General features: G+C 42.6%; 8 protein-coding genes. 3 read left to right on the forward strand and 5 right to left on the reverse strand.

What is annotated here, in order from left to right; all coding sequences use genetic code 11:
* Nucleotides 1-7: 7 nt before the first annotated feature.
* The 4 genes from FTU54_RS12330 to FTU54_RS12345 form a co-directional block, all read right to left on the reverse strand.
* A complete protein-coding gene (locus tag FTU54_RS12330; RefSeq protein ID WP_180074806.1) occupies nt 8-2,080 on the reverse strand; it encodes a hypothetical protein in 2,073 nt (690 codons plus the stop codon).
* Entirely contained in the window at nt 2,073-3,197 is a 1,125-nt protein-coding gene (locus tag FTU54_RS12335; protein ID WP_180074807.1) for a site-specific integrase, read from the reverse strand. The genes FTU54_RS12330 and FTU54_RS12335 overlap by 8 nt, the downstream gene beginning before the upstream one ends.
* 192 nt (nt 3,198-3,389) lie before the next feature.
* Complete coding sequence (locus tag FTU54_RS12340) at nt 3,390-4,754, reverse strand: MFS transporter (protein WP_168370787.1); 1,365 nt, start codon at nt 4,752-4,754, stop codon at nt 3,390-3,392.
* Nucleotides 4,755-4,906: 152 nt separating this feature from the next.
* Nucleotides 4,907-5,989, reverse strand: a complete 1,083-nt coding sequence (locus FTU54_RS12345) for a DUF475 domain-containing protein (protein WP_180074808.1) — start codon at nt 5,987-5,989, stop codon at nt 4,907-4,909.
* Between the two features lie 267 nt (nt 5,990-6,256).
* Here FTU54_RS12345 and tenA point away from each other — a divergent pair, with 267 nt between their 5' ends.
* On the forward strand, nt 6,257-6,934 hold the full coding sequence (gene tenA / locus FTU54_RS12350) for a thiaminase II (protein WP_180074809.1): 678 nt from the start codon (nt 6,257-6,259) through the stop codon (nt 6,932-6,934).
* A 249-nt stretch (nt 6,935-7,183) separates the two neighbouring features.
* A complete protein-coding gene (uvrA, locus tag FTU54_RS12355) occupies nt 7,184-10,015 on the forward strand; it encodes an excinuclease ABC subunit UvrA (protein WP_180074810.1) in 2,832 nt (943 codons plus the stop codon).
* Between the two features lie 98 nt (nt 10,016-10,113).
* Here the strand turns inward: uvrA and FTU54_RS12360 are convergent, their stop codons facing one another.
* On the reverse strand, nt 10,114-11,820 hold the full coding sequence (locus tag FTU54_RS12360; protein WP_180074811.1) for a GGDEF domain-containing protein: 1,707 nt from the start codon (nt 11,818-11,820) through the stop codon (nt 10,114-10,116).
* Nucleotides 11,821-13,041: 1,221 nt separating this feature from the next.
* Between FTU54_RS12360 and omp33-36 the strand changes: the two genes are divergently transcribed.
* Nucleotides 13,042-13,941, forward strand: a complete 900-nt coding sequence (gene omp33-36 / locus FTU54_RS12365) for a porin Omp33-36 (protein WP_265088073.1) — start codon at nt 13,042-13,044, stop codon at nt 13,939-13,941.
* The last annotated feature ends 167 nt before the right edge of the window (nt 13,942-14,108 follow it).

Consider the following 14,108-nt stretch of genomic DNA (forward strand, 5'->3'; position numbering starts at 1 on the left):
ATAACTCTTAAGATAAGGGGGGAAGCTTAATAGTTTCAGCTAGTGTTAGAGCAGATTTTTTATCAATCTCCAGAACATTTTCTAGTAAACTCTGATACTTGACCAACCTTGGCAACCAGTATTTTTCCCATCTTATTGGATTTTGAAACTTCAATTCATTCTCAGAATCACTTATGATTTTTTCCCATGCAATCCACTCTGCAATTATCGCATCATCTTTAAACCATATTCTCTTAGCATCACAATTGATCCATTCATCTACAGCATCTTCTATTGCTGTATTTAATAGCTGTCGGTTATTAGAAGAATCATTTTTTAATGCATTTTCAACAAGGTAGTTCTGAAATTTTTTAGATTTACTCAATATCATGGATTGCGTTAATACACGCTCAGTATAGATTTTCGTTGTTTCGGAATTAGAGTGATTCAGTAATTTTTGAATTACCCTCGTACTTTCTCCACACAATTTTTGAATCAATACTATGGTTGGTCTAAAATTTTGTCCAGTACATCCACCTTCTACTAAAGGCGAAATAAAGGGATCTTCTTTAGCTAAATCAGCTAAAAATCTCTTAACAATATTTACTACTGTAGAGCTATCTAAAGTATGGATATCTCTTCTTGCACTCATAGTATTGCGTTGTATAAATAATGGGGTCTTTTTTTGTAGAATTAGACTATTTGACTCATTAGTCTGAATACTCTTCAATACAGAAATCATTCTTTCAGAATGCTTGATACATAATGAAATCATAGGATCTGTTGTTTTTATATCTTTTTCTATTGGCTTATTTGCTCTAGGTTTGTCCATAAAAACATGTGTTTTTCCTTCTTTCGAACTAGGCTTAAAACTTGTTAAATATGTATAAAAAGCAACACAATCAACATTTGGTGCAATTTCAATATGAGAAAGTAAACCCACAATGAAAGGAGCTAATGTTTCTGGAGTTGGAAAAAATGCTGAATGTACCCTAGAAGAACCCCATTTTCTATATTTCAGATAGTCGCTTATACCTTTAGGCCATTTTATTGATTCTGGTAAAATACGTCCATAGTGTGCATAAAGAATCGACAATGCTAGTTCAATAGTCCTAGGATCATCCCTTCCATCTGAATCAATATAGTAAGTTTCAACTTTATTAAATTTTTCTTTTTGTTCCAATAACAGATTGTTAATACTTTTATTCAAGATAGTCATATCATCAATATTGGTTGACATCCCATTTAATAAGTTTTTAACCCTGCTACTTTTCCAACCTTTCGTACGAAAAAATTCTTCCATTCCTTTAGGCCAATATTTTACTGCTGGAATATTATCTCCAAATTTTGAATATAATATTTGGAATGCTTCTTCCAGTGTTCTTTCACGTCTACGATAAAAAGAATTAAAATCAGTTACACATCTTAATTTTTCAAGATCATTCTCACTTAGCTGTTCTATTATTTTTTCTACCTTTTCCCAATCCTCTTCCCATTTATATATATCAACAATGGCCTTTTTATGAATGATATCTATTGCGCCTAAAGAATAATTTAGAGCTTTAGCTTGCAAGTGCTCTAACTCAAACCGATCCATGATAACTTTAATATCTTGATGATCAAAATGGCTATCATCCTCAATATAACATCTAGCTATTTCAGCAAAAGAATCTTTTGGATTGCTATTAAAATTTGAGAAATTAGGAGGAATAGGGAAATCTTCAATAATATCTTCACTAATTAAACCTTTAACAAATGCAGAAGCTCTAGAAAATTTTTGGTACTTAGTGGATAAACCATTTTCTACATTAGTATCTAAGGATTTTTTATATTTAATAATTGATTTCTCATCAATTTTTTCACTATGTTTTGAAATAAATCTAAGAAAATTTCTTAATTCCAGAAAGACAGCTCTGCTAGACTGTTGTCCCTTTAAATATATTTTTAAAGCCGTAGCTATTGCATGAATATTCTCTAAATTAGTTAAATCACTAATATCATAGGTCTTTTCTTCAACAGTAATTTCTAATTTAGGAAATTCTATAATAGATTCTTTTATCAATGGTTTTAGTACAATAAGTTCACGCTTTAGCTTAGTCATTCATATCTTCCAAATGAATACTGGCAGTATATATATCTAATGTTGAAGAATGACTATGCCTTGTAAGCGTCTTCGTAACTTCACGAGGGTCACGAATATGCTTGAGCTGGGAAATTTTTTTAAGCTTATCTGTAGCAAATCTATGTCTTAACCCATGTACCCATACGTATTGGTCTTGTGTTAGGTTGCCATTTTCCAAAGCTTGCAGCCATCTAGATCTAAGTTGATTAGAGAATGTTCGACGATGAAGTGCTTGACCTGTTGTAGAGGAAATAAATACCTGTTGTGGTGGAATATATGCCTTACGCTGTAGTCGTGCTTCATTCTTAAATTTTTTTATTAACTGATTCCGTTCAGATTCAATATAGTCCAACGTTTTTTTTAATAAAATTCCACTCACCGGAATCCGTGCTTTCTTTTTTCCCTTTGTTACAGTCAATTCAATAAAGGAATTATTTTTCTCTATAATATTTTGTTCTAGAGTCTCCCTTGACGGTATCTGATCAACGCTTAACGCACATATTTCATGTGCCCGCAATCCACACCTACGTCCCCACTCAACCATCAAATTAAAGCGAATTTCTAAATCTTCAGACTTAAAGTATTCTTCACTTAATACCGTTTCAATCCATTCATCTTTTGGCGCAATTTTAGGTGATGCCCCTTGTTTGTTATAGTATTTAACCAAATTATGGGTGACACCATTTTTGGTCTGAAAAACTTTTATTTTAAATTTAGAAGTTACTCCTATTAGATTTTTACAATAATTATTATTTTCACACCAAAACAAGAAATCAATTACGCTAGATAATAATTGTGATACGTAACCTTCAGAGCCGGGATTCCGATTCGATATTTGATTTGCGTAAGCCTCTAACCAGTACTCATCTATATGATCAAACGAACACTCTTTATTTTCAAGTTCTAACTGAGAAATGAAGTCACATACATGCTTGGTATAGGTATGCAAAGTACCTTCGCTCCATAAAACTCTTTGAGATAGAAAATATTTAAGTGTGAGGCGATTTATAATGTGTTCATTATTTAAAATTAGGGGAAATTTTTTATGAGATTTTCCAGCAAAGATTACTTCATCAGCGTAATCAACATATGCCATATATCCACCTTAACTGTTTGAATGAACCATGTTTTCTTAACATAGCACTGAAACGAACATAAATGAATATACAGCATTCTTAGAGTAAAGTATTAGAGTAAACTATTAGTGAGCAATAATGACCTTATTTACACCACGCATCAGCTGTATTCTTCCTATTTGTTTCTATTATTTACTTTATAAGAGTTATGCTTAAATGGCTACCTCTTTACCCAACAAGTGCGTTAATTGTTGTCGCGCAGCATCATCAATTTGCTGTTTATCGACTTTTATATAGGCAACTTGCTGTTCAGACATCACCACGACTTCTTCAATACCATGAATGGCCAAAAGTTGAGAAGTCCACTCATCCGTTTGTTTGGCCTCAGGCAGGCGAAATACCATCGACGACAGATAACGCGGCTGGGCCAGACTAAAACTCATCAGCAGCCAAATTATAGCAACTGCAGTCAGAATACTCCAACCCATCGCCGTGTTATTCAGCAGTAACAGTTGCCCGCCAATCATGCCGCCAAAGAAGGCGCCAAGGAACTGGCTGCTGGCATTGACGCCCATTGCAGTGGCTTTGGATTGAATCGGTGCCGCTTTCGATAACCAGGACGGTAACAACGCTTCCATCACGTTAAAGGCAATAAAGAACAGGCCCAGTCCAATCAGCAGGATATATTTAGATTCAAAACCAAAAATCATCACGATCAGGCCAAGAATAATCCCGCCAATCGCGGTCAGGAAAATACCGCGCATTTTGCGATATTTTTCCGCCAGAATAATACTGGGGAAGGCAAAAAACAGACTCAGCACCAGCAGCGGCAAATACACCCAGCCATGACTGGACAATGGCAGACCGGCATATTCAATCAGCTGCGGCGGTGCATAAATAAACATCGCCGTTAGCAGTAAATGCAGGGTAAACACTGACAGATGCAGGCGGTTTAAATCGCCCATTTTTAGCACCTGTTTGAGCTGCGGCAAATAGCCCTGCTGGAAATTACGATGATGGCGCGTGACTTTAGGCACCAGCAGCAACATGGCAATGGCCGCCAGTCCCATAATGGTGGTCACCCAGAACAGCCCGGAAATACCAACCAGTCCGGTCAGCCACGGCCCGGCACTAAAGGCAATCACGAAGGATAAACCAATACTCATGCCCATCATGGCCATGGCTTTGGTGCGCTGTTCTTCACGGGTGACATCGGCCAGTAAAGCCATCACCACGGCAGAGACTGCGCCGCCACCGGCAATGGCCCGGCCAATGATGACCCCATAAATGGTCTCTGACATTGCAGCAATGGCACCGCCTAAAGCAAACAGTAACAGTCCAAGCACCACCAGCGGTTTACGGCTATAGCGATCAGCAATCAGGCTAAATGGAATCTGTAAAATGGCCTGGGTCAGACCATACACCCCAACCGCCAGACCAATTAAGGTCGGGGTTGCATATTGATAGGATTGCCCTGCCACCGAGAAAACCGGAATAATCATGAACAGACCCAACATGCGTAAGGCAAAAATACTGCTTAAGGCAAAAGTTGAACGGCGTTCTAAGGCATTCATCATATCAATAGGCTAAGTGCAACAATTTTGTATGCGAATATCCTACATCATTCATGCTGCAGATGCTGCGATATTCAGCACAATATTCTGCATCTGAACTACCAGTCATAAAAAAAGGTGCAATTGTTTGCACCTTCTTCAGATCAGACTGCAACTTAGTGCAGTGCCTGACGTTTTTTATATTGAATTGAGGCAAATACCGCCCAGACAATAAAGGCTACGCCAATCAGACCAGTGACCACTTCCGGGACGTGTAAACCGGTTCCACTGGCAATCATGATAAAGGCCAGTGCACCAATCGCATAATGCGCACCATGTTCCAGGTAAATATAAGCATCCAGGGTGCCTTTTTCTACCAGATAAATGGTCATCGAACGCACGAAAATCGCACCAATCGCCAGACCGAGCATGATAATTACCACATCCGAAGTAATCGCAAAGGCACCAATTACGCCATCAAAACTGAACGAGGCATCCAGCACTTCCAGATACAAGAAGCCACCAACACCGGCTTTCACCACACCGGTTGGTACGCCATTTTCATCATGACGAATCGCATTGCCATTTTCATCGACTTCAGGTTCGCCACCCAGTAAATGACTCAATACCTGTACACCAATATAAATCACGATGCCCCAAATGCCGGCCATGGTGACTACCAGACGTTTGTCCTCAACCACATTGGCCGCCATGATCAGCAAAGCCACCAGTGCAATAAAGACCGACATGGCCGGTACGCTGGCCAGATTGGATAAACGGCGCTCAATCCAGCGGAACCAGTGGGTGTCTTTTTCATCATCGAGAAAGAAGTTCAGGAACACCATTAACAGGAAGGCACCACCAAATGCTGCAATTTCAGGATGATGCGCCATTAATTTGGCCGAATATTCTTTCGGATTATTCAGTGCCAGCTGCACCACTTCCATCATGCCCATATCGGCTGTGACGGCAACAATCACCACCGGGAAAATTAAACGCATACCGAATACGGCAATCAGAATCCCGACCGTCAGGAACAGCATTTTCCAGAAATGGTCCCAACCGCGCAGGACTGATGCGTTAACAACCGCGTTATCAAACGATAACGACACTTCCATAATGGCGAGAATGGCCGTAATGGTCAGTGCTGTGAACATGGTTTTCAGGCCTGCTTCCGGGCCGTGGGTATAGCCCCAATAAGCAGACAAACCGAGACACACGATCGTAAATGCAATAGAGAAACCAAAATGTTTCATCATGACAAATCGACCTATGACATTATTAGATAAAGAAATTCGGTAAATATTAAACTTGAATTACACCGAATGCGCCGCGTGCATCCTGCTGAAGACATGCAGGACCTCGGCGATAGAGATATGGCCGCTATTATGACGCTTTTTGATGACGATGCCAAAACACTTCGTATGCTTTTTTGTTGATTCTGATACAAATCAAAGCGGCTCATCTTTGCAGCGCAAGTATGCTAGTCTTTGGGCATTGATCTTGATGCTTTACAGGAACCGGACATGCGTTTTTCTGAACAATTGTGGCAACAGAATTTAGAACTGTATCAAAACACCCTGGCCCTACCCTTTAACCAGGAACTGGCGCGAGGCAGCCTAAGTCGTGAGGCCTTTAGCCACTATGTGATTCAGGATGCGCATTATTTACTGGCCTATGGCCGCGCGCTGGCGGTGTGTGCTGCCAAAGCCTTTGATGCTGATGATGTGATCCAGTTTGCCGAAGCCGCCAAGGTGGCGATTGTGGTGGAACGTTCGCTACATAACGGCTTTATGCAGGATTTTGGCATTAGCAAAGAACAGTTTGAAAATACGCCGCTGACCCTGGCCTGCCATCATTACACCAGTTATCTGGTTGCCACTGCCTGGTCGGAGAGTTATCCGGTGGTGCTGGCCTCATTATTGCCATGTTTCTGGATTTATGCCGAAGTCGGTAGAGATATTGTCGGCAACTCGGTCGCCAACAACCCATATCAGGCTTGGGTCGATACCTATGCCGGCGAAGAGTTCCATACTGCGGTGCGCAATGTGATTGCCACGGTTGACCGCGTGGCCGAGCGCTGTGATGAAGACACACTGGCGAAAATGCGTCAGGCCTATACCCGTGCTGCTGAACTGGAATGGCTGTTCTGGGACAGTGCCTATGCACAGCGTAACTGGCCGGGACTGGACAGCAGCAACTAATCTTTGATTACTCGCCCTGGTGCAAGATCAGCAGACTTGCACAAGGGCCGACAGCTCTCTTTCATTCTTGCGTGCTTTGATCCCCGTACTTTTTCTCCTGACAATTTTTTATCCTTATCGTTTTCAGATCTTGGCCTTTATTTGCAATCAACCGACATAATTTGACGTAGAAATACCTTAAGCCTGCACTTGAACATTTTTCATGCGCTATCATATAGAGGTTTTAAATGAATTTTCTAGGATCATTGCATGAGCCAAAGTCATATCCGTATTCGAGGCGCACGTACCCATAACCTGAAGAATGTGAACCTTGATATTCCACGCGACAAGTTTGTGGTGATTACGGGACTTTCCGGTTCAGGTAAATCTTCCCTGGCTTTCGATACCCTGTATGCCGAAGGTCAGCGCCGTTATGTCGAATCGCTCTCGGCCTATGCGCGCCAATTCCTGTCACAAATGGAAAAACCGGAAGTCGACTCGATTGAAGGCTTAAGTCCGGCCATTGCCATTGAGCAGAAATCGACCAGTCACAACCCGCGTTCTACCGTCGGCACCATTACCGAAATTTATGACTATTTACGTCTGCTCTATGCACGCGTGGGTACGCCCTACTGTCCGGAACATGACTTGCCGATGGTGGCGCAGACCGTGTCTGAAATGGTCGATGTGGTTAAAGGTCTGGAAGAAGGTACCGCCCTGCTGCTGTTAGCCCCAGTGGTACGTGAACGTAAAGGCGAATATACCCATCTGTTTGAACAACTGCAAAGCCAGGGTTTTGTTCGTGCCCGGGTAGATGGTGAAATCATGGAGATTGATCCGCCGCCAGAACTGGACAAAAAGAAAAAACACAGCATTGAAGTGGTGGTCGACCGCTTTAAAGTCCGGGATGATTTGGGCAACCGTATTGCCGAAAGTTTTGAAACCGCTTTACGTTTAGGTGGAGATATTGCGATTTTATCGTGGATGAAAGGTGAACATCCGGACCGGGTATTCTCGGCCAAACACTCCTGCCCGGAATGTGACCGTGCCGTGGCCGAACTGGAACCGCGCCTATTCTCGTTTAACAACCCGTTTGGTGCCTGTCCGGTCTGTGATGGTCTGGGCACACGCAGCCATTTTAGTGCCGACAAACTCATTCCCAATCCGGAACTTTCTTTAAGCCAGGGTGCAATTCGTGGCTGGGACCGTCAGCGTCCTTATTATTATGGCATGCTGCAAAAAGTTGCCGATCATTATGATTTTTCCCTGGATACGCCCTGGAATGAACTGGACAAAGACACCCAGAAAAAATTTCTCTACGGCAGTGGCCGGGAAAAAATTGACCTGAGCTATGTCGATGAACGTGGTCGTCGTCACAACCGGGTACAACCGTTTGAAGGGATTTTGCCGCATCTGGAACGCCGCTATCGTGAAACAGAAAGTAATTATGTCCGCGATGATCTGGCGCAGTATCTCTCCAATGCCGCCTGTGATGCCTGTGATGGTTCACGTCTGAATGAAATTTCGCGCCATGTGCGAGTCAAAGACAAAACCATCAGCCAGATTACCAAAATGTCGATTGGCGATGCCGAGCATTACTACCAGAACCTGAATCTGGAAGGCGCCAAAGGCGAAATTGCCGATAAAATTTTTAAGGAAATCCGTGAACGTCTGCACTTTCTGGTCTCAGTCGGTCTGAACTATTTAAGTCTGTCGCGTTCTGCCGAAACCCTCTCGGGTGGTGAAGCCCAGCGTATTCGTCTGGCATCGCAGATTGGTGCCGGTTTAATGGGCGTAATGTATGTGCTGGATGAACCGTCCATTGGTCTGCATCAACGTGATAATGACCGTCTGCTGGAAACCCTGATTCGCCTGCGTGATCTGGGCAATACCGTACTGGTGGTCGAACATGATGAAGATGCGATTCGCGCCGCAGACCATATTATTGATATTGGGCCAGGCGCCGGCGTGCATGGCGGGAATGTGATTGCTGAAGGGACCTATCAGGAACTGGCGGCCAATGCCAACTCCCTGACCGGTCAATACCTGTCAGGCAAGCTCAAGATTGAAGTACCAAAACAGCGCACCCAGCCACCTAAGCCAGATGAGCAGATCAAGCTGATGGGTGCCTGTGGCCATAACCTGAAAAATGTCGATCTGACCCTGCCTTTAGGCGTGATGACCTGTGTTACCGGGGTATCCGGTTCGGGTAAATCAACCCTGATTAACCGTACCCTGCTGCCATTGGCCGCAACCCAGCTGAATGGCGCCACCACGCTCAGTGCGGAAAAGTTTGACACCATTGAAGGACTGCAATTTCTGGATAAAGTGGTAGATATTGACCAGAGTCCGATTGGCCGTACCCCGCGTTCCAATCCGGCCACCTATACCGGTCTGTTTACCCCGATTCGTGAACTGTTTGCCCAGACACCTGAAGCCAAAGGCCGCGGTTATGCGGCAGGCCGTTTCTCCTTTAACGTTAAAGGCGGACGCTGCGAGGCCTGTGAAGGTGATGGCATGATTAAAGTCGCCATGCACTTCCTGCCAGATATGTATGTGCCATGTGATGCCTGCCATGGCAAACGCTATAACCGCGAAACCCTGGAAGTGCATTACAAAGGCAAAAATATTTCCGATGTGCTGGAAATGACGGTCGAAGATGCCATGCATTTCTTTGATGCCATTCCGGTGATTCACCGCCGTCTGGAAACCTTGAATCAGGTCGGTTTAGGCTATATCCGTCTGGGTCAGTCAGCCACCACCTTATCTGGCGGTGAGGCGCAGCGGGTCAAACTGGCACGCGAACTGGCCAAGCGGGATACCGGTAAAACCCTGTACGTGCTGGATGAACCAACCACCGGTCTGCATTTCTATGACATTGCCAAACTACTGGACATCCTGCATGAGCTGCGCAACAAGGGAAATACCATTGTGGTGATTGAACACAATCTGGATGTGATTAAAACCGCAGACTGGATTGTGGATTTAGGCCCGGAAGGCGGTGCCGGCGGTGGGATGATTATTGCCGAAGGTACCCCGGAAGAGGTGGTGAAAGTGAAAGCCTCCCATACCGGAAAATTCCTGAAACCGATGTTAAAATAAAATGAAAGGGCTCTGAGGAGCCCTTTTCTTTGTTATTAGATTCACCTGAAAAATATCAAGATATATATTTAAAATATTTTTCTATTTTAATTTACGGTTTAGAGCATACTTTCCACCCTATTCCGCCCCTTCTCTTTGGCCTTAAATAAGGAGTGATCTGCCCGGCCAAACAGTTCCATCCAGCTGCCTGCATCTGCGGCGACCCCGGCACTGACAGAAATATTTAACGGCGTGTCCAGTCCCGGTAGGGTCAGAACATTCTGGCTAATTTCCTGACGTAATTTCTCGGCAATACTCAAGGCCCCGTCCAGATCAATCTGCTCAATCAGAATCAGGAATTCATCGCCCCCATAACGCACAATCAGATCAGATGAACGCACACTATGTTTTAACACTTCGGCAATTCCCTGAATCACCCGGTCACCGACAATATGCCCATACTGATCATTGACCTCTTTAAAGTCATCAATATCAATAATAATTAAACCGGTTTGATGGAGCTTGTCCGGATTCTGATTCAGATATTGAATATATTCTTCCAGCGCCAGACGATTGGAAACCCCGGTCAGGGTATCGGTATTGGCCATATTGCGTAGCTGGAATTCCAGCAAATCCCGTTCAGCCAAACGTGCCTGCAACTGCTTGAGCGCAGCAAATAAAGAGGTGTGTGAGGAATCTGGAGCTGTGGCCGTCTGTGGCTGGGCTTCAGATAACTCTAAAATCAGATCCCGCGCTTCAATTAAAGGTTTAAATACCTTAAAACGCGCATAGACCATGGTAAACAGCGCCGCCAGCAAAGAAATAATCGACACCGACAGCGTCAGGATAAACTGCTGCCAGGCAGCATGACGCTCCTGCTGGGCCAGCCAGACACTATAATCCAGCAGATATTTCTGCAGATTCACCACTGTCGTAAATTTATCGACAATCTTCAGAGTCAATTCAGTTCCGCTTAATGAATACGGGCGCGCATGCAGACTTTCTTCAATCAGCTGGCTGACAATAGGAACCCCCTGATCCAGATATTTTTGTTTAACCTGTTGATGCAGTCCCAGGTATTCAGGCGTTTTGTGCTGTTCAGGCTGAATCGAGTTGACCAGATCCCATAAATAATAAGACTGTCGCTGGCTCTGTAAGGAATAGGCCAGGTTCTGTTCAGAAATCGGTTCTTTAAAAGTCACTGCCGCCATAATCGTCGAGGCCAGACGTCCGGCCTGATCACGTAAATCGGCCAGTACCAGAATCAGACTATAGGACTCCGACAGCATGGTCTTTTTGCCTTCCGACTGCATCATGACATGCTTCAGCACCTCATAGACTTCATCCCAGGCACGAAACATGGCCTGAATGGCCTGATCCAGCTGTGCTGAACTGCGCTGGGCATAGGGTTGTGCTGCATAGGCATCCACCGCAGCACGTCCTTTTGCCAAAGCCGGTTTTAAATCGGTGGTCAAGGCATTGGCCTGTGCAGCAAAACCGGCGCTATTTAACAATTGCATGGTGTGTTCAATCTGCAGATCGACCCGCTCTCGAAACAGGGTCAGCTCTTTCAGGTTGGCACTGAGTTCATCTGGAGTACTGGACATAACCTTATTGGCCGGACCACGTTCGCGTGAAATCTCGTTAGCCAGATCGGCCACATGACGTAAGACAGAAATTTCGGTCAGCACCACATCGGACTGCTGATAAGAGCGATAACTCTTCAGCGTCACCGGAACCGAAATAAACAGAATCGACAGGATGATAATGAGCATAGAAATAAACAGACGCTGCTTAGTATTCTCTGAATGCAAGCGATGGGACATCTTTATAACCTCACTACCATGAGCATGAACTGAACGTATTGAATCAACAAAGGCAGAGCAACGAGCTGAAGCGGATGACCACACTGCTGAGGAAAAAATAACAGGACAGCGGTAGCGTTCATTCAACTATAAGTCGAATAAATCAGCAAGATAACTAAAAAATTGTGACAAGGTTAACAAATTTATTGATTAAATTGAATAAAAACCGACGAAATTAGAGTAAGTTTCTATTTTTTTTGAAGGGCAACCGAGATTGCATTCTCTTAAAAATTAAATATAAGTCAATGATTTATATAACAAAAACAAGGTTTTAAAAATTGTATAAAAAATTAAAGAAAACATTTTACAGTTGCATCAAATAAGTGCATAATGCACCGCATTGGGGCGACTTTAGATATTCCTCAGCAGAATTTTAAATTTTCCCGCAAATTTTGGCTAAAAAATCCCGGTTTTCGTTGAAAACCGGGATTTTTTTATGGTCATATATTCAATAGCGCTTTTTAATTCAAGAAATATTGCACCAATATAGTGCACTATAAATTTATACTTAAGCGGTTTTTAATCCTGACTACAGGATTCAGGCATAAAAAAAACCCAGCCTTGGGGAAAGCTGGGCATATAAAAAGTAAAACTTTGTGGAGAATCTCAGTGCAGTTCCTCTAACCTCTAGTCCTGCATCAAGAAAAATCATGACCGAAATCACAATTTCGATAAAGCTAACCAAACGGTATAACTTTACCTAGCCATTATGATACTTATAACACTTTTTGTAAAGCCTATTAAAATAGTCTGCTTTTAGTTTAACCAGTATTAATAGTCAGCGAATTTAGACCTATAAAAACCAGAAAACGTAGAAAAAAAGTAAAGCGTTATCAATTTCAGCTACATAATCCTGGTCTTAAGCTTCATTTTTTAAGCTTTATGCGCTGCTTCTCACATTTTTATTAGATTGCTTTTATAGATAATTTATATTGAATCAATTCAGATTAACTATAAAGAAAAGTGAGGCAGCAAGCACTTTTCTTTCGCAAATGAGATTTAGCCGCTTGTTCTTTATACACTTTTTAGGTTGACAACAGATTTATTAATTGACTACTTTTTCGCCTATACATATTTTAGAGCAATTACTCAACTAAATAATCTCCTTTGTCTTCATTGACTTAATAAATTGTTACAATACAATGCCTATTGTTTAATCCATTTTTAACAAAACTGGTAACTATCATGAAAAAACTCGGTTTAGCCACAGCTTTATTATTAGCCATGACCGGTGCTCAAGCGTACCAATTCGAAGTTCAAGGTCAATCAGAATTCATCGACAATACTGCAAACAACAATGACTTCTCTGGTGCAATTCAAGGTACTTACTACTTCAAAAATGTTGATTCAACTAAAGGTCCTTTAGCTGAAGCTGCGTTTTTAAACCAAGCATCAAATGTTTCTTTAGCTTATAGCTATGGCGAACTTCAAGAAGATGGCGAGCGTGATGTTGTTCATGCTTATGGTGCTAAAGCTGAAGCATATGTTCCGACAAAATTTGTTCCAGCCTATGCAAGCGCGTCTTATAACCATACCATCGTAGACAACAAAACTGGTTTTGCTGATGACAATGGCGACCGTTATGCCTTAGAACTTGGTGCATTAGTAGCGCCAAACTTTCTGGTTGCTGTAGGTTATACCAGCGTTGCAGACCAAGCGTCTTTAGATGCTTTCAACATTGTTGCTAACGGTGTTGCTAAAGCAGGTCTAGAATCTGCAACAATCGCAGACGATCAAGATGCTATTACTGCACGTACTAAATACGTGGGTGCAATTGATGGTACAAACATGGCAATCGGTTTTGAAACTGGCCTTGTTTACGGTGAAAGCACAGCGTACAACCTAAAAACTGATCTTTACTTAACGCCTGCTCTTAGCGTTGGTGCATCTTACATGGAGTCTAGCTACAACAACTCTCCAGACAAAGCTTGGGGTGCAAACGTAAATTACTTCATCACTCCTGCTGTTTCTGTAGGTGCAAGCTATGTAAATGCTAACTTCGAAGCTGCTCAAGCTGGCGAAGAAGATGCGACAGTACTTGATACTCAAACTGTTGGCTTAAATGCTAAATTCCGTTTCTAATCTGATTTAGAAACTGATGTAAAAAAGACGCTCTATGAGCTAATGCCAGTCAGTTAAGCAAATTTTAGTAAAATGTAGTAAAAATGAGTGTATGTAAATACGCTCATTTTTTTATGTCTTTATCTGAACATTTAGAATCCACTCTTGAACATGCTCTCCCATCACTT

Origin of the sequence: Acinetobacter sp. YH12116 (assembly GCF_013418895.1) — a bacterium.
Taxonomy (GTDB): Bacteria; Pseudomonadota; Gammaproteobacteria; order Pseudomonadales; family Moraxellaceae; genus Acinetobacter; species Acinetobacter indicus.

Bases quoted from the DNA above. Each gene is read 5' to 3' on its own strand.
- FTU54_RS12330 (WP_180074806.1), bottom strand. From the start codon at position 2,080: ATGACTAAGCTAAAGCGTGAACTTATTGTACTAAAACCATTGATAAAA.
- FTU54_RS12335 (WP_180074807.1), bottom strand. From the start codon at position 3,197: ATGGCATATGTTGATTACGCTGATGAAGTAATCTTTGCTGGAAAATCT.
- FTU54_RS12340 (WP_168370787.1), bottom strand. From the start codon at position 4,754: ATGATGAATGCCTTAGAACGCCGTTCAACTTTTGCCTTAAGCAGTATT.
- FTU54_RS12345 (WP_180074808.1), bottom strand. From the start codon at position 5,989: ATGATGAAACATTTTGGTTTCTCTATTGCATTTACGATCGTGTGTCTC.
- tenA (WP_180074809.1), top strand. From the start codon at position 6,257: ATGCGTTTTTCTGAACAATTGTGGCAACAGAATTTAGAACTGTATCAA.
- uvrA (WP_180074810.1), top strand. From the start codon at position 7,184: ATGAGCCAAAGTCATATCCGTATTCGAGGCGCACGTACCCATAACCTG.
- FTU54_RS12360 (WP_180074811.1), bottom strand. From the start codon at position 11,820: ATGTCCCATCGCTTGCATTCAGAGAATACTAAGCAGCGTCTGTTTATT.